20 protein-coding genes are annotated in these 23,472 nt (G+C 62.3%); 11 read left to right on the top strand and 9 right to left on the bottom strand.

Features of this window, described 5'->3' with window-relative positions:
- Window positions 1-28: 28 nt before the first annotated feature.
- The 3 genes from Aeroheme_RS20105 to Aeroheme_RS20095 all read left to right on the top strand — a co-directional run bounded on the left by Aeroheme_RS20105 (window position 29) and on the right by Aeroheme_RS20095 (window position 2,380).
- Window positions 29-484, top strand: coding sequence for a hypothetical protein (locus tag Aeroheme_RS20105; protein WP_163156786.1), 456 nt, complete (start codon window positions 29-31; stop codon window positions 482-484).
- A 27-nt stretch (window positions 485-511) separates the two neighbouring features.
- A complete protein-coding gene (gene mutM, locus Aeroheme_RS20100; protein WP_163137455.1) occupies window positions 512-1,324 on the top strand; it encodes a bifunctional DNA-formamidopyrimidine glycosylase/DNA-(apurinic or apyrimidinic site) lyase in 813 nt (270 codons plus the stop codon).
- Between the two features lie 177 nt (window positions 1,325-1,501).
- Window positions 1,502-2,380, top strand: coding sequence for a VirK/YbjX family protein (locus Aeroheme_RS20095; RefSeq protein WP_411167273.1), 879 nt, complete (start codon window positions 1,502-1,504; stop codon window positions 2,378-2,380).
- A gap of 75 nt (window positions 2,381-2,455) precedes the next feature.
- Here Aeroheme_RS20095 and coaD read toward each other — a convergent pair whose 3' ends face one another.
- A complete protein-coding gene (gene coaD, locus Aeroheme_RS20090) occupies window positions 2,456-2,938 on the bottom strand; it encodes a pantetheine-phosphate adenylyltransferase (RefSeq protein WP_139744767.1) in 483 nt (160 codons plus the stop codon).
- 223 nt (window positions 2,939-3,161) lie between these two features.
- On the opposite strand from coaD, the gene Aeroheme_RS20085 reads away from it, so the two are divergent.
- Window positions 3,162-4,205: a glycosyltransferase family 9 protein gene (locus Aeroheme_RS20085; protein ID WP_411166451.1), complete on the top strand. Its 1,044-nt coding sequence runs from the start codon at window positions 3,162-3,164 to the stop codon at window positions 4,203-4,205.
- A 58-nt stretch (window positions 4,206-4,263) separates the two neighbouring features.
- Here the strand turns inward: Aeroheme_RS20085 and Aeroheme_RS20080 are convergent, their stop codons facing one another.
- Window positions 4,264-5,052, bottom strand: a complete 789-nt coding sequence (locus Aeroheme_RS20080) for a glycosyltransferase family 2 protein (RefSeq protein ID WP_411166450.1) — start codon at window positions 5,050-5,052, stop codon at window positions 4,264-4,266.
- A gap of 225 nt (window positions 5,053-5,277) precedes the next feature.
- On the opposite strand from Aeroheme_RS20080, the gene waaF reads away from it, so the two are divergent.
- The 3 genes from waaF to Aeroheme_RS20065 all read left to right on the top strand — a co-directional run bounded on the left by waaF (window position 5,278) and on the right by Aeroheme_RS20065 (window position 8,670).
- Entirely contained in the window at window positions 5,278-6,375 is a 1,098-nt protein-coding gene (gene waaF / locus Aeroheme_RS20075) for a lipopolysaccharide heptosyltransferase II (protein ID WP_411166449.1), read from the top strand.
- 1 nt (window position 6,376) lies between these two features.
- Window positions 6,377-7,654: a lipid IV(A) 3-deoxy-D-manno-octulosonic acid transferase gene (gene waaA / locus Aeroheme_RS20070; RefSeq protein WP_411166448.1), complete on the top strand. Its 1,278-nt coding sequence runs from the start codon at window positions 6,377-6,379 to the stop codon at window positions 7,652-7,654.
- A gap of 134 nt (window positions 7,655-7,788) precedes the next feature.
- The gene (locus tag Aeroheme_RS20065) at window positions 7,789-8,670 is read left to right on the top strand and encodes a DMT family transporter (RefSeq protein WP_411166447.1); all 882 of its coding nucleotides are present in this window, start codon (window positions 7,789-7,791) and stop codon (window positions 8,668-8,670) included.
- A 172-nt stretch (window positions 8,671-8,842) separates the two neighbouring features.
- On the opposite strand, the gene Aeroheme_RS20060 is transcribed toward Aeroheme_RS20065, so the two are convergent.
- From Aeroheme_RS20060 to Aeroheme_RS20030, 7 genes are all read right to left on the bottom strand, one after another.
- Window positions 8,843-9,199, bottom strand: coding sequence for a 50S ribosome-binding protein YggL (locus tag Aeroheme_RS20060; RefSeq protein WP_411166446.1), 357 nt, complete (start codon window positions 9,197-9,199; stop codon window positions 8,843-8,845).
- Between the two features lie 81 nt (window positions 9,200-9,280).
- A complete protein-coding gene (locus Aeroheme_RS20055) occupies window positions 9,281-10,633 on the bottom strand; it encodes a restriction endonuclease subunit S (protein ID WP_411166445.1) in 1,353 nt (450 codons plus the stop codon).
- Window positions 10,633-12,207 carry an N-6 DNA methylase gene (locus Aeroheme_RS20050; RefSeq protein ID WP_411166444.1) on the bottom strand — a complete coding sequence of 525 codons (1,575 nt, stop codon included), beginning with the start codon at window positions 12,205-12,207 and terminating at the stop codon, window positions 10,633-10,635. Before Aeroheme_RS20050 ends, Aeroheme_RS20055 begins: the two co-directional genes overlap by 1 nt.
- A gap of 14 nt (window positions 12,208-12,221) precedes the next feature.
- Complete coding sequence (locus Aeroheme_RS20045; RefSeq protein WP_411166443.1) at window positions 12,222-13,292, bottom strand: Fic family protein; 1,071 nt, start codon at window positions 13,290-13,292, stop codon at window positions 12,222-12,224.
- Window positions 13,293-13,417: 125 nt separating this feature from the next.
- Entirely contained in the window at window positions 13,418-16,933 is a 3,516-nt protein-coding gene (gene hsdR, locus Aeroheme_RS20040) for a type I restriction-modification system endonuclease (protein WP_411166442.1), read from the bottom strand.
- A gap of 2 nt (window positions 16,934-16,935) precedes the next feature.
- Window positions 16,936-17,868, bottom strand: coding sequence for a restriction endonuclease (locus Aeroheme_RS20035; protein ID WP_163157539.1), 933 nt, complete (start codon window positions 17,866-17,868; stop codon window positions 16,936-16,938).
- A gap of 136 nt (window positions 17,869-18,004) precedes the next feature.
- Entirely contained in the window at window positions 18,005-18,868 is an 864-nt protein-coding gene (locus Aeroheme_RS20030; RefSeq protein WP_111910820.1) for a YicC/YloC family endoribonuclease, read from the bottom strand.
- Window positions 18,869-19,014: 146 nt separating this feature from the next.
- Between Aeroheme_RS20030 and rph the strand changes: the two genes are divergently transcribed.
- The 4 genes from rph to cueR all read left to right on the top strand — a co-directional run bounded on the left by rph (window position 19,015) and on the right by cueR (window position 23,399).
- Entirely contained in the window at window positions 19,015-19,731 is a 717-nt protein-coding gene (gene rph, locus Aeroheme_RS20025) for a ribonuclease PH (protein WP_025328763.1), read from the top strand.
- A gap of 83 nt (window positions 19,732-19,814) precedes the next feature.
- The gene (pyrE, locus tag Aeroheme_RS20020) at window positions 19,815-20,468 is read left to right on the top strand and encodes an orotate phosphoribosyltransferase (protein WP_371165816.1); all 654 of its coding nucleotides are present in this window, start codon (window positions 19,815-19,817) and stop codon (window positions 20,466-20,468) included.
- 133 nt (window positions 20,469-20,601) lie between these two features.
- Window positions 20,602-23,013, top strand: coding sequence for a heavy metal translocating P-type ATPase (locus tag Aeroheme_RS20015; protein ID WP_411166441.1), 2,412 nt, complete (start codon window positions 20,602-20,604; stop codon window positions 23,011-23,013).
- The gene (gene cueR, locus Aeroheme_RS20010) at window positions 23,010-23,399 is read left to right on the top strand and encodes a Cu(I)-responsive transcriptional regulator (RefSeq protein WP_005323722.1); all 390 of its coding nucleotides are present in this window, start codon (window positions 23,010-23,012) and stop codon (window positions 23,397-23,399) included. The genes Aeroheme_RS20015 and cueR overlap by 4 nt, the downstream gene beginning before the upstream one ends.
- The last annotated feature ends 73 nt before the right edge of the window (window positions 23,400-23,472 follow it).

Here is a 23,472-nt window from a genome sequence, read left to right as displayed (position 1 = left end):
ACACTGCCGCTTCAAAGGGAGGCTTGCCATGTTCAAATTGAGCCGCAAAGGCTGGAATAACGTGATCATAGTGGTGGTGCTGATAGTGATCACCCTGCTGCACCGGTTGGAGCAGGCCCAGCAGGAGAACAGCGCCCAGCGGTCGCGTCCCCTGCTGCCCGAAGCTGCCGTGGTGTTGACCTGGCAGGGGCCTAGCTGGCAGATAGAGCGGATCGGCCAGGGCTGGCGCAGCGGGCCGGATCTGGGGCTCAGCAGCGCCCAGCTGGCCGCCCGCATCGAGACATGGCAGGGCTGGCTGCTGCCCCCGGGCGGGGCCGTGCGCGGCACCCCTGTTACCCTCAAGATATGGGTCGCCGGCCAGAGCGACCCGGTTGAAGTGGGGCTCTATCAGGACGACGGCAAGTTTGCCGCCCTGCTGTCCCCTTCGACCTGGCTCAGCCTGAGCCAGGAGCAGTACCGCAACCTGCTGCGTCCCACCCCCTGAACCCTGCCGTGAGCGAGAGGCCTGTCTATGCCTGAATTACCGGAAGTCGAAGTCAGCCGCCAGGGGATCTCTCCCTGGCTCACCGGCATCAAGGTGACCCGTGTGGTGGTAAGGGATGGCCGGCTGCGCTGGCCCGTGCCTGGCGAGATCCAGGAGCTGGTGGATCTCGTCATCCACAGGGTCAGCCGCCGCGCCAAGTACCTGCTGCTGGAGACAGATTTTGGCACCGCCATCCTGCACCTTGGCATGTCCGGCAGCCTGCGGGTGCTGGATATAGGCACCCCGGCCGAGAAGCACGATCACGTGGACATAGAGCTCGCCAACGGCAAGCTGCTGCGGCTCAACGATCCGCGCCGTTTCGGCGCCCTGCTGTGGACCCGTGAACCCGCCGAGGCGCATGCCCTGCTGGCCAAGCTGGGGCCCGAGCCGCTCACCGACGCCTTCAGCGCCGACTATCTGCGGGCGCGGGCCAAGGGGCGCAGCACCGCCATCAAGCAGTTCCTGATGGACAACCAGGTGGTGGTCGGGGTGGGCAATATCTACGCCAACGAGGCGCTCTATGCCGCCGGCATTCACCCCAAGCGGGCGGCGGGCAACATCAGTGGCGAGCGGTTGGGGACCCTGGTGGCCGAGATCAAGCGGGTGCTGGCCGAGGCCATTCGCCAGGGGGGCACCACCCTCAAGGACTTCACCAGTGCCGATGGCAAACCGGGCTATTTCGTGCAGCAGTTGCAGGTCTATGGCCGGGGCGGCCAGCCCTGTTTCCACTGCCATACCCTGCTGACCGAGGTGAGGATGGGCCAGAGAACCACTGTGTTCTGCTCCCACTGCCAACGCTGAATTGCCGTTTTTTGGGCCATATCCGGCCAAGTTGTAAGAGAGTATTGCCAGTCTGTTGATGCCGCTTTCGTCCATGACTACTATCTCGCCAGTTCAGGCTGCGAGGTAATAAAAATGACAGCAGAATCAATAGACTGGGATCATTTATCCCGGCAGGGGCACTATTGCGCCCAAAAAATGGCCCGCTTCCTTTATCCCGATGACAGCGCCCGCAAGACCTTCAATCGTGGCAAGTTCGTGCTGCGTAGTCTGCTCTACCGGCCGCAGTTGAACCGGGTGTTCGAGCTGTTTCAGACAGAACCCCTGAGGGCCCTGCCTGCCCACTACCCCGAGCTGCTCGACAAGCCGATGCGACCCTATCGCTTCGCCTGCTCGACCGTGAACCAGCGAGTCAGGATGGTGGAGGATCACTACCGGCTGCTGCTGGCCCGTTATCCTGACCTGATCGACCCGCTCTATCTGGGGGAGGGGATCGAACTCGGCCGCTACCCCGAGGGCGGCTGCCGCCTGGTGTTGCGCCACGACGGTACCTTCCGGCGGGAGGCCGAACTGGCCCTCTCCATCGTCAACGAGCAGGGGGAGCGGCTCTACAGCTGCGCCTTCTCGCTGGCGGGCAGCGAGCACGATCTGGCGCTGGTGATAGGCTCGGTGCAGGGCCCCGAGCCCGGTGTCGAGCGGCCCCAGGAGCAGGTACGGGCACTGACCAAGGCGGGTCATGGTCTGAGACCCAAGTCGCTGGTGGTGATGCTGGTGATGGCGCTGGCCGGGGCCATGGGGGCAAGCCGTGTTTCGGCCGTGCGGATGAAGGCGCACATCTTCCAGGCCAGACGCTACAGCAAGAAGAAAAAAGCCTGCCTGCAGGCGGACTATGACGAGCTGTGGCAGGAGTTCGGTGCCCTGGATCAGGATGCCAACTTCGTGCGGTTGCAGCCCGTGGTGCGCAAGCCGCTGGAAGAGGTGGCCGCCAAGAAGCGGGCCATGTACCGACGTCGCTACGCCTGGCTGGACGAGCTGACGCTCAACTGTCAGCAGGCGCTGAACCGCACGCCGGACTGACGGCAGGGGCGGGAGACCGGGGCTGCGCCAGTTGCCCCGACAAACAGGCTACCCGAGGGTAGCCTGTTTGCGTTGTCACTTGCCCTGTTTGGCGGCGATGGCCTGCGCCACCAGGGGATCGACGAACTGGTGGATGTCGCCGCCGTGCAGGGCGACTTCCTTCACCAGGGTGGAGGAGATGAAGGAGTTCTCTTCCGCCGGGGTGAGGAAGACGCTCTCAAGCTCCGGCATCAGGCGGCGGTTCATGTTGGCCAGCTGGAATTCGTACTCGAAGTCGGAGACGGCGCGCAGGCCCCGGATCAGCACGTTGGCCTGCTGCTCCCTGGCAAAATCCACCAGCAGGCCGGAGAAGCCCACCACCTTGACGTTGGGCAGATGGGCGGTCACCTGCTGAGCCAGCAGGACGCGCTCCGCCAGATCGAACAGCGGCCGTTTGCTCGGGCTGTTGGCGACCCCGACCACCACCTCGTCAAACAGCCTGGCGGCCCGGCCAATCAGGTCGGTGTGGCCGTTGGTGATGGGGTCGAAGGTGCCGGGATAGATTACCTTGTTGGTCATGCTGCTGATTCCTGCAACCGGGAAAATTGGTCGCATTATAGGGGCTGTTGCTGGTTTGTCGCGACCGGGATGGCGCGGATTTCTGGCGCGACGCCCCAGGTTTGATCGCCCAAATCAGGGCCCCTCGGCGTCTTCGCTTGAGAATAGCCCGGCATCAGGCAAGAATACCCGCACCGCGCATCAAGCCTCCCTGCATTGGTGACAGGGAGCAAAGGGATTTTTTATGAAACGTATTCTGGTAGTACGCAATGACAAGATTGGTGACTTCATGCTGGCCTGGCCGAGTTTTGCCATGCTCAAGCGCTCCATGGAGTGTCATGTGACTGCCCTGGTTCCCGCCTACACGGCGCCGCTGGCCCGCCTCTGCCCCTGGATCGACGAGATCATTCTGGATCCGGGTGCCCGGGCCGACAAGGAACAGCAACGCGCCTTGCTGGCCCGCATCAAGGCGGCCGCCTTCGATGCCTCCATCTGCCTCTTCTCCAACACCCGTAACGCCAAGCTGGTGTGGAAGGCGCACATTCCCTACCGGCTGGCCCCGGCCACCAAGCTGGCCCAGGTGCTCTACAACCAGCGGCTGGTGCAGCGCCGTTCCCGCTCCCAGAAGCCGGAGTACGAGTACAACCTGGATCTGGTGCGCCGCTTCCTGGCCGACCAGCAACTGAGCGTGGTGGAGCCCCAGGGGCCCTACCTCAGCTTCGATCCCGAGAGCCTGCAACAGGTGCGCGAGCAGATCGCCAGCCGCTTGAAGCTGGATGCGAGCCGCCCCTGGCTGATGGTGCACGCCGGCAGCGGCGGCTCGGCCAACAACCTCTCCATAGAGCAGTACTCGCGCCTCATCATCAAGCTCAACCAGGCCTGCCCTGAACTGCAGTGCGTGCTGACGGCGGGGCCCGGGGAGGAGAGCAAGGCGGAGCAACTGGCGGCCGAGCTGCTGGCCCACGGCGGCAACGGCTGGATCTACCGCTCCGACGAGGGGCTGCCGAAGTTCTGTCAGGTGATGGCCAACGCCGCCCTGTTCGTGGCGGGCAGCACGGGGCCGCTGCACATAGCCGCGGCGCTGGACGTGCCGACCATAGGATTCTTCCCGGCGCACCGCTCCGCCACGCCGCTGCGCTGGCGTCCGCTCAACAGCGAGGGGCGTCATCTGGCCTTCAGCCCGCCGGAAGACAGCGACCACCCGGAAGACATGAGCCAGCTCGATCCCAAGACGATGGCGGCGGCGATAGCCCGCTGGGCACCGCCGTTCTGGCAGGCAGAGAGCTGAGAATGCAGACAGGGCCCCTCGGGGCCCTGTCTCGTCATGGGAGTGTCACCATGCCGGCTTACTTTTGTGCCTGGTCCGGCGCCTGTGGTTGCTGGCGGATCCAGAGGTCGGCGTACTTCGCGAAGGTGGAGTGGGCCGAGAGGATGGCCAGCAGCAGCCCCTGCTTGCCGTCGAGGAAGCCGGCCTTGAGCAGGTACATCTTGAGGAAGCAGCCGACGGCGTGCACCAGCCCCTGACCGAGGGAACCCTTCTTGCCACGGGCGGTGCGCTGATCGGCCCAGGCCCTGGCGTAGCCGGCGGATTTGACCAGATAGTGCTCCAGATCCCGGTAGGTGAAGTGGAGCAGGTCGCCGTGCAGGTTGACGATCTTCATGTTGGCGCGCACCTCCACCTTCTCGTGCACCAGCGCCTCGTTGTAGCCGGTGAGCGCCCTGGGGTAGAGACGCAGTACCCGATCCGGGTACCAGCCGCTGTGGCGGATGAAGCGGCCGAACACCCAGGAGAGGCGGGGGATGGAGTAGATGGTGTCGCCCGCCGGGTTGGCCATGACGGTGGCAATGGCTGCTTTCAGTTCCGGGGTGAGCCGCTCGTCCGCATCCAGCCACAGCACCCATTCCGACTGGACATGGGACTGGGCGAGGCGGCGCTGGCGACCGAAACCGGGCCAGGCCGTGTTGACGAAGAAGCGGGCGCCGAATTCGGCGGCGATGGTGGGGGTCTCATCCTGACTGCCGGAGTCCAGGATGACGATTTCGTCCACCAGGCCATCGAGGGAGGCGAGGCAGGCGCGCAGGTTGTCGGCTTCGTTCTTGACGATCAGGACGGCCGCCAGGGTCGGTTTTTTCACGGGTTCTGGACTCTTGTTGGCGCCCGGCGGGCGGGTCATGCTCGGATTGGCGCCCATTCTAGCCTAAAACCCCGGCCGGGGCATGGGCCCGCTCCCCGTTGTGCTGCCCCTGAAGGCCTCTTGCGCATCAGGCAGGGATCTTCTGTTATTTCTTCGGCCTTTCTTGGGGCATAATCTCGCCCAGTAACGATTAACAGCCGGGCCAGTCCCGAGAGAAGACGCGCGATGAAGATATTGGTGATCGGCCCCTCCTGGGTCGGCGACATGGTGATGTCCCAGAGCCTCTACAAGGCGCTCAAGAGCAATCACCCGGACAGCGAGCTGCATGTGATGGCCCCGGCCTGGTGCGTGGCCCTGCTGGAGCGGATGCCCGAGGTGGACAAGGCCATCCCCATGCCGCTCGGCCACGGTGACTTCAAGCTGGGGGCCCGCCGCCGGCTCGGCAAGCAGCTGGCCGCCGAAAAGTACGATCAGGCCATCATCCAGCCCAACTCCATGAAGTCGGCCCTCATCCCCTGGTTTGCCCGGATCCCGGTGCGTACCGGCTGGAAGGGGGAGCACCGCTTCGGCCTGCTCAACGACATGCGCAGCAACAAGCAGGCCTTCCCGCTGATGGTGGAAGCCTATCTGGCGCTGGCCTACCCCAAGGCACAGATGAAGAGCCGGAGCGACATTCCGTCCATTCCCCATCCGTCCCTGCACGTGGATCTCGTCAATCAGGACAAGGCCCTGGAGCGGCTCGGCCTGAATCGCGCCCGCCCCGTGCTGGTGCTCTGCCCGGGGGCCGAGTTCGGCCCGGCCAAGCGCTGGCCCGAGGGGCACTACGCCGTGGTGGCCCAGAAGCATCTGGATGAAGGCTGGCAGGTGTGGATCTTCGGCTCCGGCAAGGATGTGGAGGTGGCCAACACCATACGGGACCGGATCAATCCCCTGTCCCGTCCCAATTGTCACGTGCTGGCGGGCAAGACCAGCCTGCACGAGGCGATCGATCTCATGGCCCTGGCAGGTCGGGTCATCGCCAATGACTCGGGCCTGATGCACGTCGCCGCCGCCCTCAACCGGCCGTTGATCGGCGTCTACGGCTCCACCTCGCCGCTCTACACGCCGCCCCTGGCGGACAGGGTGGAGATAGTGCACACCGACATCGAATGCCGCCCCTGTTTCAAGCGCACCTGCAAGTTCGGCCACCTCAAGTGCCTGATCGAGCTGATGCCGGAGCAGGTCATAGAGGCGGGCAAACGGCTGGAGCGCAGTGACGGGGCGGACCTGATCATAGCGCTGCAGCCGGTGGCTGAGCCCGCGACCGGCGGCGAAGGTCAGTAGCATGATCTATCGGCTGCTCTACAACCTGCTGATCCACCTGGGCCTGCCGCTGGCGCTGCTGGCGCTCTACAAGCCCAAAAAAGGCAAGCCCGGCTTCGGCAAGCGCTGGGCCGAGCACCTGGGGCGGACGCCTGCCACAGGGCAGGAGGCGCCGCTCTGGATCCATGCGGTGAGCGTGGGGGAGACGCTGGCCATCAGCCCCTTCATCCGCGCCCTCAAGGCGGAGCAGCCCTCCTTGCCCATACTGCTCACCACCACCACCCGCACCGGCGCCGAGCAGGCGGCCAAGCTCGGGGATCTGGTGGTGCATCGCTATGCGCCCCTGGACTACCCCTGGGCCGTCTCGGCGTTTCTGGCCACCTTCAAGCCCCGCGCCCTCTGGGTGATGGAGACAGAGCTGTGGCCGAACTGGCTGGCGGCCTGCGAGGCACGCAACCTGCCGGTGACCATCCTCAATGCCCGCCTCTCCGAGCGATCCTGCCAGCGCTATGCCCGTTTCCAGGGCGCCTTCGATGCCCTCAGCCGCCCGCTGACTCACCTGCTGTGCCAGCACCAGGACGACGCGGATCGCTTCCATCGTCTGGGAATAGGCCGCGAGCGGCTGGCGGTGACCGGCTCCATCAAGTTCGACATCCAGTTTGGCGACGAGGTGCAGGCCCGGGGCCGCGCCCTGCGTCAGCAGCTTGGACAGGAGCGGCCGGTCTGGATCGCCGCCAGCACCCATCAGGGGGAGGACGAGCAGGTGCTGGCCGCTTTCGATCGGGTGCTCAAGGCACATCCGTCTGCCCTGCTGATCCTGGTGCCGCGCCATCCCGAGCGTTTTGCCCGGGTGGCCGAGCTGTGTGCCCCCTACGGCTGCGTGCTGCGCTCTCACTGCCAGGGTCAGGGCAAGCCGGTGAGCGAGACGGACAAGGTCTATCTCGGCGATACCATGGGCGAGTTGCCGCTGATGCTGGCGGCCGCCGATCTGGCATTCGTCGGCGGCAGCCTGGTGAAGATTGGTGGCCACAACCTGCTGGAGCCGGCGGCGCTCGGCAAACCCTGCCTGACCGGCCCCGCCTACTTCAACTTCAGCGACATCACCCGCCAGCTGGTGGCTCAGGGGGGCGCCGCCGTGGTGGCGGATGCCGATGCCCTGGGCGACAAGGTGATTACGCTGCTCGGCGATGCGGGCGCCCGCCGCCAGATGGGGGAGCAGGCTCGTGCCGTGGTGCTGCGCAACCAGGGGGCGCTGGCGCGCACCCTGTCCCACTGCCTCGCCGCACTGGAAAACGACTAGTGCGGGTGGCCCTGGTGGGTCACCCCGTGCCCGCTCATAGTCCCGCCTGATCCCGGGGCAGGGGCAAACGCCGCAGGCAATCCGGCCTGCTTTCCTTTATGCTCTGCCCTTTGCCTTGACCCTGTGATGCCCCGATGAACCGCGCTCCCCTGCTGTTGATGATACTGGTCACCCTGCTGGCCGCCGCCGGCTGGCTCTTCTCGAAAGAGGCTATTCGCGAGCTGCCCACCGCCGCCTTTATCGGCAGCCGCTTCCTGCTGGCCGCCCTGCTGCTGTTGCCACTCGCCTGGCTGCGCGAGCCGCCCCCCAGCCGTTCGCAACTGCTGCGCGCCGCCGGGTGTGGCACCCTGCTCGGGGCCAGCCTGCTGTTCTGGGTCACCGCCATCAGCCAGAGCGATGCGCTGGGCAGCGGCGCCTTCATCATGAGCGTGGCCACCCTGATGGCGCCGCTCGCCGCCTGGGCCGCCTTCAAGGCCAGACCCGGCCGCCACTACTGGCTCACCCTGCCCATCGCCGTGGCCGGCCTGCTGCTGCTCTCCAGCAGCACCCACTGGGGCGTGTCCCTGTCCCTGTTCTGGTTTCTGGCGGCTGCCGCCACCCTGGGGGTTCAGCTCGCGGTGCACCGCCACTTCGCCCAGTCCATTCCCCCTACCTGGCTCACCTGCATCCAGCTGGCGGTGACCGGCCTGATCGGCACCCTGCTCTCCCTGCTGACAGAGCAGTGGCCCGCCGACATCAGCTCTGGTGTCTGGGGCTGGTTTACCGCCAGCGTCCTGATCGCCACCACACTGCGCTACTGGCTGCTCACCCACGCCCTGAGCCAGATGACCACGGCCCACGCCGCCCTGCTGATGCTGCTGGAACCCGTCTGGACCCTGATCCTGAGCACCCTCTTCTACGACGAGCCGCTGGGCCCTGCCAAGCTGGCCGGCGCCGGCCTGGTGCTGGGTGCCCTGGTGCTCTACCAGCTCCCCCTGCTGCTGCGCAGCCGCAAATTTAAAGCGTCAAACGGATAAGAGGCCGCACCCCCAGCCAGAACGGGTGGTTATCAGCTAAAAGAACGGGCCTGCACTTGCAGGCCCGTTCTTTTTTCAAAGGGGGGATGCTGTTTGAACGGGGTGTTGGGCAGGGGGACTGTCGCTCGTTCGTTTCCTAGGGGAGAGTTCGGCGGCTCACCCATGGAAACCGTTAAGCCCCCCAGGGGCCGTACCAGGCATCGTTCAAGGGTGCGATCTGGTGGTTGGCCACCCAGGATTGGCTGGCCAACCACTGGGCGGCCTGCTCTCTATCCGACTCGGTGAGCGTGCCACCGGCAAACTGGCAGAGATAGCCGCCGATCTCGCGCCCCGAGAGGGCGCCACCGCCACCGAAACCCCAGCCTTGCGACTCGATAAATGCGAGCCAGCGATCGAGCGCCTCTTCAAAGCTAACCAACTCGGGTTTCAGGACAAAGGTGAGCTGAAAACCGAACTCCTGAAACTCCCCCAGATGCAGCTTCTTGCGCAGGCGGCGGGAGCGGGTCTTATGGGGCTGAACCTCGGTCATAGGGTGACTCCTGATTAGGTGGGGTTGATTGCCGGTTTGCTCGCCCGTTTTGGCGTCTTGCGGTGTAATTCACGCTGTTCATTACACCCTACGGTTCTTGCGCGGTTTGGCGGCGGCCCGCTCGGCCTGGATGCGGGCCAGCAGGGCGGCGGCGCTATTGTCGCCACTGATCAGGTCGGGATTAGCGGCACGCCAGTCGGCGGTCAGCTCGCCACGAAACGCCTTGGCCAAGATGGCCTGGGTCAGCTTATCGACCCGCTCCTTGGCCGCTTTGGCCTGCTGCTCGAGGGTATCGGCATAGGCAAAGAGCTGTTCTACCCGGCGGACAATTTCGGTTTGTTCTGCTTCGCTTGGAAGGTGTACTGGAATTTCTCTAACTTTATTCAAATTTAAGTTTGGTTGCGCTCCACCAACAGCAGCCTTTCTTGTCTCTTCATAATTTTCTTGTAAGCGTAGCTTAATAAAACATTTGCTTGCTTTAGATTCATCAACAAGTATTGCGGCGCATGCTTGGTTGCATGTAGCCTTTAACCGCATCTCTGTTACTTGACCTCGTGTTTTACCTTCTCCATACATTGCCAATAGCAAGGTCCCCGCTGGAAATATCTTTAATGTACATTCCTTGATCGCTACATTAGTAACAAACTGCTCAGCTTCAAATATAAATGCTGTGCCCGTCGCTGCACTAGTTAACCACGGTATAGATCCTTCATCCCAATAAGCAGGGTTTGTTCGCTTAGGTGTTTTCCCCGTCGCAACTTGCGCTACACAACCTATGTTGGTAGCAATCCAGTGCTCTATTAAAACATCGTTCCTCTCCCGCCACTCCTCTGTCAATTCTCCACTGACAGCTGCTGTCAGTACTGATTGGCGGAAACGCTTGATAATATACGGGATCCGGGCCAGATGGACTTGGGTGGCCTCCACCTGAGCCAGCAACTTATCGAGTCGGCCGACAATCTCTTTTTGTTCCGCGAATGGTGGAAAATAAACTACATGCTCCTTTATTAGTGCTTGAGATATATTTGGTTGCGCTCCACCTTTTCCTTTTGCAATAAAGTTATCTTTCTCATTTAGCAAAAAGTAATATAAAAACTCTGACGTAGTAATATTATGCTTCGGATTACCAACAGCACAAGCCTGATTGGTTGTCGCGTCTATGCCAAGAATGGATGTTTTCCCAATGGTCGCGCCATACATTGCAATGGCTACCGCACCTTTTGGAAAGAGCTTGGCACTCGAATTTTTCAGACCAAGCTCGGTAATAAACTCGCTTGGATTTTGTATTACTTTTTCCCCGAGGTCACCAGTTTTGAACCATGGGATGTTACCACCATAATAATCTTCATTTTTTCTGGATGGTGTACCACCAGATCCCCAATCGGCAATATTATCAAGAGTGGTTTCCACCCATTCGGTAGGCAATGAGATCATCAGGCCATCCCCTCCAGCGCTTTAACCAATTCCTGCAATTCGGCCAGCGTCGCTTCCAGCTCATCCTTGGCCTCATTGGCCAATTCCAGCGGCTCGGGCAAGTCGGCCGCATCGACGCTGTTTTTATCCTTGAGCCAGCTGATATCCAGCGAATCGCCCTTGTTATCGCGGATCCACTCCCGGCCAAAGCAGCGCCAGCGGCTGCGAGCCAGCTCGGGGTCTGTGTTCTGGTTCGCGGCATCATCGGCCAGCTCGACTTTTTCTGCGCCGAAGCTGTATTCCCCTTCCGTGCGTAAACCGGTGCCATTGGGGTTGGCACCAAATACCTGCTCAAAGGGGCCCAGATGGGGATCTGTGCCGAACTCGGCCTCGGTAAAGCCAATGGCGGCATTGCCAAAGGGGGTGCGCTTGCCAAAGCTCGGCATATTGGTGCGAAGGTCATAGACCCAGACGGCCTGGGTGCAGCCCTCCTGCTGATAGGGGTCAGTGGCGCTGCCCTTCTGGAAGAAGAGCACATTGGTCTTGACCCCCTGGGCGTAGAAGATGCCGGTGGGCAGACGCAAGATGGTGTGCAGGTTGCACTTGTCCATCAGGTCACGGCGCACCTCGGTACCGACCCCGGCTTCAAACAGCACGTTGTCGGGCAGTACCACGGCGGCGCGGCCACCAGGCTTGAGGCCACGATAGATGTGCTGCAAGAAGGCGAGCTGCTTGTTGCTGGTCTTGTAGGTGAGATCGTCGCGGGTATTGCTGGCTTCGCCCCCCTTGCTGGTGCCAAAGGGCGGGTTGGCGAGGATGATATCGACCTTGGGCAAGGCGGCACCCGCCTGTCCCAGGGCATTGCCGAGGTGGACCACCCCCTCTTCGTCCCCTTCCATGCCGTGCAGCAGGCAGTTCATCAGGGCCAGGCGGCGGGTATTGGGCACCAGCTCGACCCCGATAAAGGCTTTCTGCTTCTGGAAACGCACCTGTTGCAGCGTCAAGTCGTCATAGTCCGACTGGCTCTTGATGTACTGGTCGGCGGCGATGAGAAAACCGGCGGTGCCGGCGGCCGGATCCTGAATCACTTCCCCCGCCTTGGGCTGGAGGCAGCGCACCATGCTGTTGATCAGGGCGCGCGGAGTGAAGTATTGGCCGGCACCGGATTTGGTTTCGCCGGCGTTTTTCTCCAGCAGCCCTTCATAGAGATCCCCCAGGCCATCCTGCTTGGCACTAAACCAGTCGATCTGGTCAAGGGTCTTGATCATCTGCTCCAGATGGCGCGGCTCGCGCAGCCGGGTCTGGGCATCCGCATAGATGGCGGCGATCAGGGGATCCTGGTCTTTGGAGAGATCCACCAGCATCTGGCGATAGTGGTTGAGCAGGTTGAGGCCGGAGCGGCTGGCAAGCTCTGGCCAGCGGCAATGCTCGGGCAGGGTGTGGGCGGCCAGAATGCCCGCCTCTTCGTTCTCGTGCACCATCTTGATAAAGAGCAGCAGCACCAGCTCGGTGACATAGTCGGAGTAGTTGATGCCGTCGTCACGCAGGACGTCGCACAGGTTCCACAGTTTTTGAACGATATCGTTGTTGCGCATGGGTGTTCCGGTGATCAGCTGTGGGCGGCCAGGAGGGCGCACAGGGGCTGGTTGATGTAGTAATTGCCGCGACCAATCTTCTGTTTTTGCAAGAATCCCTGCTCCACCAGCAGATCCAGATAGCGGGTGGCGGTGATGCGGGTCACCCCGAGATCGCCCATGACAAAGTCGATCTTGGTGTAGGGGTGGTTGAAGAGGTTGTTGAGCAGATCCTGACTGTAGATCTTGGGCAGTTGTTCGCGGATGCCCTGCTTGTAGCTGGCCATCAGCTCCTTGATGCCGGTGATGAGCGCTATGGTGCTCTGGGCCGTGTCGATCACCGCATCGAGCATGTAGAGCAGCCAGGGCTCCCAGTCACCTGTATCACGCACCGCTTGCAGCTCGTGGTAGTAGCGCCCCTTGTCCTGGATAAAGTAGCGGCTGAGATAGAGCACCGGCAGGTTGAGCAGCCCCTGAGCCACCAGATAGAGCAGGTTCAGGATGCGGCCGGTGCGGCCATTGCCGTCATAGAAGGGGTGAATGCTCTCGAACTGGTGGTGGATGATGGCCATCTTGACCAGGGGATCGGCATCACAGAGCTCGTCGTCATTGATATAGCGCACCAGATTGTCCATCAGGGCTGCTATCTCGTCTGCATGTTGGGGCGGGGTGTAGATCACCTCGCCGGTGCGGGCATTCTTGAGATCGGTGCCGGGCAGACGGCGCAAGCCGGCGCGGTTCTTTTCCAAACACTGCTGCACCGCCAGAATGTCGGCCAGCCGGATCAGCTGCTGACGGCGCACAATGGCAAAGCCCTGCTTGAGGGCGGCGGCATAATCCTGCACCTCTTTGGTGGCCGGATTGACCGCCTCTTCAAACAGGTTGGCGCGGTAGAGATCATCCTGGGTGGTGATGATGTTCTCGATCTCCGAGCTGTTTTTTGCCTCTTGCAGCGACAGGGTATTGATCAGGATCCCCTCGTTGGGGATGCTGGCCGCCACCCCCTTGAGTTCGGCCAGATAGCGGTGAGCCTCGGCGCTCTTCTTGAGCACGGCGCGGCTCTCGAGCTCGGCGATATTGGCCAGCGGCAGCGGGGTAATGGGCATAGAAAGTCCCCTTTTCTGTATATGGCGGCGATTGTATGTATAGAAATTTTAATTTTCTATACATATCACGGCCCACATAGATAAAAGGAGCCCTTTTCTATATCTGTCGGGGCTGCTGCCGTTTGTCAGGCAACTTGCCAGAGCGCGTCACCAAGCTGGTCCAGCAGTTTATCGAGTTGTCTACCGAGCAGACCGTCAAGCCTTTTGGCGCCGCCATCATCGGCAAAGCGCTCGTTGATAAAGTCGCGATCGACGATCACCTCGTGCACCAACTGCCTGGCCAGGCGATCCAGCCATTTGCGCTGGATGGGCGTCCAGCTCTGGCTGCGGTAGATCTGCTCCATCGCCAGCCGTACCCGTTCGCTATAGGGGATGAGCGGCTCGCCAAGGGCGGCACGGCGAATATGGCCTATGATGCTGGCGGCGATGTCCTGATTGGTCTGGCTGCGCCAGGCACTCTGCAGGTTGGCCTCCTTGAAACCGGCACTGTCGAGCAGCAGCTTGACCTCCTTGAGCTGGGCTCGGGTGAGGTTGCGTGGGGCATTGATCACCGCCATCAGTGCCGCATTGCTGTTGAGCTGCTGACGGATAAAGTCGGCGAAACCATCCAGATAATCCTCTGGCCTGCCATAGGCACCATAGCTCTGCTCGCGCAGGGTGAGCCTGTCTTGATGATCTGAAATCACCGGACGATATTCGCTGCCGATCAACTCCTCCACCTGCGCCAGTTCGCCTAGCAGGGTGGCGTGCTGGCGCAAAAAGTGGCTGGCCTGCCTTGGCCCAAGCTGATGGAGGTGCTGATGCAGCTTGCCCGGCTCAATACCCCATTCTTCCCCCAGTTCGGCCAGCTTCTGCTTCAAGGCCGGGTAGCGATCCGCCTTGCCCTCGGCCTTGCGCAGCACCCGCATCACCTTCTGGCTGAGCTGGCTCAAGATGGTGTCAGCCTGACTCTGGCCCGGCTCGTCTCCCGCCACGTTGAGGGCTTGCTCCAGACACTGTTCATCGCTCAGCTCACCAACCAGCTTCGCCAGGGTGATATCGGGATTTTTGACCAGGGGTTGCATGGTGTTGACCTCGGCCAGCGCGGCATAGATATCCACCGGGTCATAGATGCGAAACACCGTCTTGCCTATGTCGTCGCAGCGACGTGTGGCCCGCCCCATCATCTGCTCATAGAGGATCCGTGACTTGACCCGACGCATAAAGACCAGATTGCAGATGCGCGGCACGTCGATGCCGGTGGTGAGCAGGTCCACAGTGATGGCGATATTGGGGTAGCGTTCGTTCTTGTAGCGGCTGATCAGGGTGCTCACCCTGTCACTCTTGCCGGTGATCTTGGCGACCGCCTCCTGGTTATAGCTGTCGCCGTAGAGGGTTTTGAACTCGGCATCCAGCAGCCGCTTGACCATGTCGGCATGGTTGTCGGTGGCGCAGAAGATCATGGTCTTCTCTTCGCCGAAGGGATCCAGCTCCTGTGCCAGCGCCTGGCAGATGATCTGATTGAAGGATTCGTTGATCACCCGTTTGTTGAAGGCATCCACCTCGAAGTTGAGATCGTCTTCCAGCTCCGCGGTCTCGATCTCGCCGGTTCGGGTATCGATGGCGGTCACCGTCTCGCCCTTGCTGAAGTTGATGCCATGCTCGGTCAGCTCGGTCTGGAAACGGATCGGCGATTCGTGGTCGATCAACCAGTCATCGGCCACCGCCTCGCGGTAGGAGTAGAGGTAGACCGGTTTGCCGAAAATCTCGCTGGTGTGTTTAGCAGGGGTGGCGGTGAGGCCAATCTTGACCGCATCGAAGTAGTCGAGCACCCGACGGTAGCTCGACAGATATTGCGCGGCATCGCGGGTGGAGAGCTCCCCTTCGGTCATCTCCTGATCCAGGGCGTAACCCCGGTGGGCTTCGTCCACTATGATGCAGTCGAACTCATCGATCGGCGGTCGGTTATCACTGGCGAAGATACGTTTGACCATGGCCTGCACGGTGGCGACCTGAATGCGAGTCTCGGCTTGCGCCGCCATGTCTCCGAGCTCTGCGATGGTGTAAGCAGACCACAGAGTCTGGTTTTGTTCGAGGCGAGCATCTTTGAACGCATCCAGGGCTTGGCCGCCGAGTGCTGTCCTGTCCACCAGAAAGAGGATGCGGCGAAAACGCTCTGCCTTGAGGAAGCGATACATCAGACCAATGATGGTGCGGGTCTTGCCCGTCCCCGTCGCCATGGCCAGCAGACAGTTGCGTTGATCGCGCGCGAGCGCAGATTCCACCGCCTCGATGGCTTTCTGCTGATAGGGTCTCACCTTGAGGTAACCAAATCCCTCTTGCTTGAGTGTCTGCTCAGCTTGTTCGCGGCTGCGTTTGAGCAGATCCAGCAGCCCGTCCGGCGAGTGGAACTCTTGCAGTGCACGGGCGAGATTGCTCGGGTGGCGGGCATCGCGAAACCAGATGCCGGATTGCTCGGCCAGCTGTTTGACAAAGGGGCGACCGTTGCAGGAATAGAGGTAGGGGAGTTGATACTGTTCACCTTGACCATCGTGCCAGGGGGACGAGCGACCCTCCAGCACCCAGGGGCTGACCATCAAACCTGACAGGGCAAACCCCTTGCTGTAGCGCCCCGCCTGAGGGATCTTGCCGGCCACATTGGTATTCATCTTTTTCGCCTCTACGGCGGCGACCGGCATCAGGCCGATAAAGAGCACGTAATCGGCCCGACCCTTCTCCCCGTGATGCTCGGTTGGCCATTCGGCGATGGCCATGTTGCGCCCCTTCTGCGGACGAGCCCCCTTGCGGTAATCGAGTTGCTCGGAGTCCGCCTCCCAGCCAGCATCCTGCAACTGTTGATCGATGAGAATGCGGGTACTGGCCTCGTCGAGAACCAAGGTGTCGGTGATGCGCTTTGCCTTGCTGGCAAACCCTTGCAGGGCCAGCGCTGCCTGCTTCCTGGCCTCTTCGCTTTGCTGCTGTAATTGCTGCTGCAATTGGGCAAGGCGGCGTTCGAACTCCTGCTGCTGGGTAGCGAGCGCCTGTTGGTGAGTCTTGGCCTGGGAGGCAAGCTCTCTGGCCTCGCTGTCCATCAGCTCAGCCAGCTCCTGATATTCCTTCTTCTCCCGCGCCAGCAACTCGGCCAACTCCTGATTCTGATCGAGCTGGCTACTGGCACTGGTGAGCTCATCTTTGAGCCTGGCTATCTGCTCCTGCAATTGGTGCAGCTCGGCGCTGGGATCTTTGGGGACGATAAAGGGCTCTGGTTTGAAATGTTCGCTCCCCTTGCCAAAGAAACGGTGGTACCAGACAGCCAGGTCTCGAGCGACTTTGAGCCCGGCCAGGGCCTCCTTGTGACGGGTCTTGAACTGATGCACCGCATGATTACCCGCCTTGCGCAGCCCATGGAACAGGTTCATCACTATCGGATCCAGCGACAACTCACGGCCAACCAGATAGAGCAGTTCGGCCTGTGTGGTCTGCGGCTGGGCGGCAATGCCACAGCGCATTGCAATATCTTGGGCCAAGGCTTCACTCAGTTGACGCAACTTGACCAGGGTCGTGTTGGGATCACCGGCGAATGCCCGTTCAGCACCCTGCGCCAGCTCAAGCAGAATGGGGGCATGGGCTTGAAGGAAATAGAAGTTGCTGCGCTCGGTCATGGTCAGTCTTCCAGAAAGTAATCCGAATCCAGGGTCTTGATGGTGATGGTCTGGCGGGTGGTGACGCCGACGCCGTATTCAATCATCAAGGCGGCGAGATGTGGGCCGTCAATCAGGATAATGCGCTTCTCAATCAGCCCCACGAACTCCTGTGCCTCGCGGCTAAAGCCTGAGGTAGTGATAAAGACCCCCTTGCGGGCTTTGTGCAGATCCAGCGCTCCTGCGAAAGCCTGAATGTCTGGGCGGCCCACCGTCTTGTCGGTGTAGCGCTTGGCCTGCAGGTAGATGGAGTCGAGCCCGAGCCGGTCTTCCTTGATGATGCCGTCGATACCTCCATCACTGCTGTAACGGGTGGTGCGGGCCGCATCCTGCTGACTGCCGCCATACCCCATGGCCACCATGAGATCGACCACCAACTGCTCAAAGAAGCGAGGTGAAAGGCCAAGGATCTCGGCTAGCAAGTCATCGGCAAGGGATTGATTGATGGCCGCCAGAGCCTGTTCAATCTGCTCTTGCGGTGTACTGGCCTGCTCGGGGGTTGACTGTGTTGCTGCGCCAGTCACGATCCGGGACGGATTGCCCATGCTTTCGCTGGAGGCCAGGGTGAAAGCGACGAACTCGTTGAACTGGGCCAGATAGTGATTGTCGATGGGGTGACCCGAGGCCAGCGCCACCTTGCCCCGTTCGGTGATAAGACAAATGCCGCGTTTGGGTTGCTCGATTAACCCCGCCTTGACCAGATAGGTCTTGGCCCAGCCGACCCGGGAGCGGATGGTGGTTTGGCGGCCACTTGGCAAGGTGTCTGCCAGCTGTTCCGGGGTGAAGGCATAGTGTTGGCAAACCCGCTCGAACACTTCCCTAAGGGGGCGGGAATGACCATCGGCCAGCACCTTGAGCACCGCAGGCATCATGGCTTCATAACTGGGTAGATTCATGGCGGACAGGGACTCGGTGAAAGGCAGTCACCTATCTTGCCACAAGCGGCCCGACTGGGGCCATGCCGTTGATCACACTGGGGATATGACATAAAAAAGCCCCCGGGTGGCGGGGGCTGGTGCATCGATGAGGGGGTCACTCGATGTTTTGAATTTGCTCGCGCATCTGCTCGATGAGAACCTTCAGTTCGACGGCGGACTGGGTCACTTCGGCGTTGATGGATTTGGAGCCGAGGGTGTTCGACTCGCGGTTGAACTCCTGCATCATAAAGTCGAGACGACGGCCGCAGGCGCCACCCTTCTTCATGATCTTGATGGTTTCGCTGATGTGCATCTCCAGGCGATCCAGTTCCTCGGCCACGTCGATCTTCTGGGCCAGCAGCACGATTTCCTGCTCGATGCGGGCGGGATCCAGCTCCACCTTGGCCTCGCTCAGGCGGTCGGTGAGCTTCTGGCGCTGCCACTCGATGATTTGCGGCAGGTGTACGCGCACCTTCTTCACTTCCACCTGGATGCCGTCCAGACGCTGCTGGATCAAGTTCTTGAGGTTGGCCCCTTCGCTGGCGCGGGAGGCGAGGAAATCTTCCATGGTCAGATCGAAACCGCCGAGCAGTTCGGTGGCGACTGCATCCATGTCCTGTTCGGCGGCGGCCATGACACCCGGCCAGCGCAGCACGTCCACCGGGTTGAGCTGGCCCTGGCCCGCTTCTTTCATTACCCAGTTGGCGCTGTCGATGATGAGCTTGGCCAGCTCTTCATTGATGTGCAGCTGGCTGGCGGCGGCCTGCGCTGCCTCGAACCTCAGGTTGCACTCCACCTTGCCGCGCTGCAGCTTGGCACGGAAACGCTCACGCAGGACCGGCTCCAGGCTGCGCAGCTGCTCCGGCAGGCGGATGTAGGTTTCCAGATAGCGCTGGTTGACCGAACGAATTTCCCAAACGGCTGTGCCCCAGTCGCCCTTGAATTCCTTGCGGGCGTAGGCGGTCATGCTGTGAATCATTGATTGTTCCGGGCTTGATGAAGTGTGCGGCCAGTATACTCAGCCAGGCTTGCCCCGTCAGCCGATGCCGTGGTTTTAGCGGCTGATATTTGAGTAGCAATGGCTTATACTCCTGCGCCAATTCAGCCAGCCCAGAGGTCAGTCCCATGTCCCGTCCCAGCGATCGCAGTGCCGCGCAAGTGCGCCCGGTTACCATCACCCGCAACTTCACCAAGCATGCGGAAGGATCTGTGCTGGTGGAGTTCGGCCACACCCGCGTGCTGTGCACCGCCAGCGTCGACACCAGCGTGCCGCGCTTCCTGAAAGGCAAGGGTCAGGGCTGGGTCACCGCCGAGTACGGCATGCTGCCGCGCTCCACCCATTCGCGCATGAACCGCGAGGCGGCCGCCGGCAAGCAGAGCGGTCGCACCCTGGAGATCTCCCGACTGATCGCCCGCTCCCTGCGTGCCGCCGTGGACTTGACCGCGCTTGGCGAGCACTCCATCACTGTGGACTGTGACGTGCTGCAGGCCGACGGCGGCACCCGCACCGCCGCCATCACAGGTGCCTGCGTGGCCCTGGTGGATGCGCTGAACTGGATGGTCGAGAAGGGCATGCTCAAGCAGAGCCCGCTCAAGCAGATGATCGCCGCCGTCTCCGTCGGTATGTATCAGGGCGAAGCCATCTGCGATCTGGAGTATGTAGAAGATTCCGCCGCCGAGACCGACATGAACGTGGTGATGACCGAAGACGGTCGCATCATAGAGGTGCAGGGCACCGCCGAGGCCGAGCCCTTCACCCACGAGGAGCTGCTGGCGATGCTGGCGCTCGCCAAGGGCGGCATCGACGACATCATAGCGCTGCAGAAGCAGGCGCTCTCCTGAATTTCTGATTTGAAAAACGCGGCATTGACCGCGTTTTTTTATACCCCCACACCAGTAAACGACAAGCCAAGCAAGGAGCCAGAATGAAAGCCTACCAGCGTCAATTTATCGAGTTCGCCCTGGAGAAACAGGTTCTCAAATTCGGTGAGTTCACCCTGAAATCCGGCCGCAAGAGCCCCTACTTCTTCAACGCCGGCCTGTTCAACAGCGGTCGCGATCTGGCCCGCCTCGGTCGCTTCTATGCCGCCGCCCTGATGGATGCCGGCATCGAATTCGATGTGCTGTTTGGCCCGGCCTACAAGGGGATCCCCATCGCCTCCGCCACCGCGGTGCAGCTGGTGGAGCAGCACGACGTGGACGTGCCCTGGTGCTTCAACCGCAAGGAAGCCAAGGATCACGGCGAAGGCGGCAATCTGGTGGGCAGCCCGCTCAAGGGGCGCATCATGCTGGTGGACGACGTCATCACCGCCGGGACCGCCATCCGCGAATCCATGGATCTGATCCAGGCCAACGGCGCCTCCCTGGCGGGTGTGCTGATCGCCCTGGATCGTCAGGAGAAGGGCAAGGGGGAGCTCTCCGCCATCCAGGAAGTGGAGCGTGACTACGGCGCCCACATCATCGCCATCATCCAGATGAGCGACCTCATCGCCTATCTGGAAGAGAAGCAGGCAGAGCAGCCCGCGCTGGCCGAGCAACTGGCGGCCATGAAGGCCTATCGCGTCCAGTACGGCATCTGATCGCCGCACCCTGAGTGTTAAATGCGGCGCCTTTTGGCGCCGTTTTTTATTTGCACAAAAAGTCGGTGCGCTCACTTGAGCTTGCCCTTACGGTAAAGGTTAAGGTTTGCTGGTCTATCCGAGGAGGATTGTCATGACCATGCATATTCAACTTCCCGTCAGCGGCATGAGCTGTGCCAACTGCGCCAGCCGCATCACGGCCGCCCTCAACCAGCTCGACGGCGTGACGGCCAGCGTCAACTTCGCGCTGGAGCAGGCGGCCATCGAGCTGAGCGATCCGGTGCGCTTGCCTGCGGTGCTGGACAGCATAGCGGCGCAGGGTTACGGCTATGGCAGTGAAACCGTGTCGTTTCAAATCAGCGGCATGACCTGTGCCGGTTGTTCGGCTCGGCTGAACAAGATGCTGGCTGCCTTGCCTGGCGTCATCTCGGCCGAGGTCAATTTCTCCCTCGAGCAGGCCCGCATCCTGCTGGTGCCCGGCACCCAGACCCCGGCTTCCCTGCGCACCCATATAGAAGCGCTTGGCTTCGGTGCCCAGCTGGCGCAAGGCTCCGTCAGCCAGCGCCGTCAGCAACTGCTGGCCCGTGAGGAGCAGGAAGCTGCAGCCGCCCGCCAGGCACTGACTCAGGTTGTTATTTCGGCTCTGCTCACCCTGCCGCTGCTGGTGGGCATGGTCGCCATGGCCGGCCTGCTGCCCTGGCATCTGCCCGCCTGGCTGGAGCTGGTGCTCGCCACCCCGGTGCAGTTCTGGATCGGGGCCCGCTTCTATCGCGGCGCCTGGCTCGCCCTCAAGAACCGCGCCGCCAATATGGATGTGCTGGTGGTGACAGGCACCAGTGCCGCCTACTTCTACAGCCTCTATCTGCTGCTGACGCTGGGGATGGCCGCCAGCGGCAAGCTCTATTTCGAGGCGAGCGCCATCATCATTACCCTGATTTCACTCGGGAAACTGCTGGAGGCGAGGGCCAGACGCAGTACCCAGTCCGCCATTCGCGAGCTGATGGCGTTGCGGCCGGACACCGTCACCGTCTGGCGTGGCGAAGCCTGGCAGAGCGTCGCCATCGACGAGGTGCTGCGCGGCGACAGGCTGCGGGTGCTGGTGGGGGAGCGGGTGCCGGTGGACGGCAAGATCCTGAGTGGTGAGAGCGAGCTGGATGAATCCATTCTCACCGGCGAGAGCCTGCCGGTGCCGCGCGCACTGGGGGATGCCGTGCTGGGCGGCGCCATCAACCGCTCCGGCGTGCTGGAGATAGAGGCCACGACCGTGGGGGAGGACTCCAGCCTCAGCAAGATCATCGCCCTGGTGGAGCGTGCCCAGATGGGCAAGGCGCCGCTGCAACAGCTGGTGGACAGGGTCTCCGCCATCTTCGTGCCCGTGGTGATGGCCATAGCCCTGTTCACCCTGCTGGCCTGGTATGCCTACAGTAACGACTTCGGTCAGGCGCTGCTGGCAGCCGTCGCCGTGCTGGTGATCGCCTGCCCCTGCGCCCTGGGGCTGGCGACCCCGGCCGCCATCGTCACCGGCACCGGGGTGGCGGCGCGCCACGGCATCCTGATCAAGGACGTGGATACCCTGCAGAAGGCCCATGCCATCAAGGCGCTGATCTTCGACAAGACTGGCACCCTGACTCAGGGGCGGCCGGTGCTGGCGAGCTGGAGCGGCACCGACGAACAACTGCGCCTCGCCGCCGCCCTGCAACAGGCGAGCGAGCACCCGCTGGCGCTGGCGATGCGCGAGGCGGTCGGCAAAGAGGTCGTGCTGCCCCAGCCTGAAGCCGTGGAGGTGCGGGTCGGTGCCGGTATTCTCGGTCAAGTGGCTGGGCACAGGGTGGCCATCGGCAATCCCTCCCTGCTGGCTCAGCTCGGCATTGAGCCGCCACTGCAGGATGAAGCGCCCGCCGACGGCGCGACCCGGGTCTGGGTCGCCATCGACGGCGTGGCGGTGGCTATCGCCGCCCTGGCCGATACCCTGCGCCCCGAGAGCCCCGAGGCCATTGCCATCCTGCGCCAGCGCGGCATCGCCAGCTGGCTGGTGAGCGGCGATGCGCCGGCACCCGTGGCCCATATCGCCGCCAAGCTGGGGCTGGACGGCGCCTTTGACTCAGTGCTGCCCGCCGGCAAGGTGGAGAAAGTAGAGGCGCTGCGCGCCCGTACCCAGGGCCTGGTGGCCATGGTGGGGGACGGGGTGAACGACGCCCCGGCGCTGGCGGCGGCGGATGTCGGCATCGCCATGGGCTCAGGCTCGGATGTGGCCATGGAGACCGCCTCCATCACCCTCATGCGATCTGATCCGCGGCTGGTGGCCGATGCCATCGACATCTCGGCGGCCACCTGGCGCACCATACAGCAGAACCTGTTCTGGGCCTTCGTGTTCAACATCATCGGCATTCCGCTGGCGGCGCTGGGCTATCTCAGCCCCGAGCTGGCGGGGGCGGCCATGGCCCTGAGCAGCATCACGGTATTGAGCAATTCCCTGTTACTGAAACGCTGGCAGCCCAGGGCGGGCGGCCAGCGCCAATCTGAATCGAAAAGGAGCCATCCATGAACATCAGCAAGGTTGCCAAGGCCACTGGGCTGTCCGCCAAGACCATCCGCTACTACGAGAGCATCGGCCTCATCTCGGCACCGGTGCGCAGCGACAACGGCTATCGCAGCTACACAGACGGCGCCCTGCGGGAGCTGCGCTTCGTCAAGCGGGCGCGGGAAACCGGCTTCAACCTGGAGGAGTGTCAGGAGCTGCTGGCGCTCTATCGGGACGAGCACAGGACCAGCGCCCAGGTGAAGAAGCTGGCGCAGGAGAAGATCGTCGATCTGCGGGCCCGGATCGCCGGTCTGCAGGCCATGCTCAGCTCCCTGGAGGAGGTGGTGGGGTGCTGCCACGGGGACGCGAATCCCCAATGTCCCATCCTCGACGAACTCGAGAAGGGCTGAGGGAGCCCGGGCAGGCTGGAGCTGCACGGGATCCTGCCGGCGTGGCACGACGAGAGCGGGCAGGCCGGGGCGG

Origin of the sequence: Aeromonas sp. DSM 116730 (assembly GCF_046581335.1) — a bacterium.
Taxonomy (GTDB): Bacteria; Pseudomonadota; Gammaproteobacteria; order Enterobacterales; family Aeromonadaceae; genus Aeromonas; species Aeromonas rivipollensis.
This window is presented reverse-complemented; position numbering and strand designations above follow the sequence as displayed.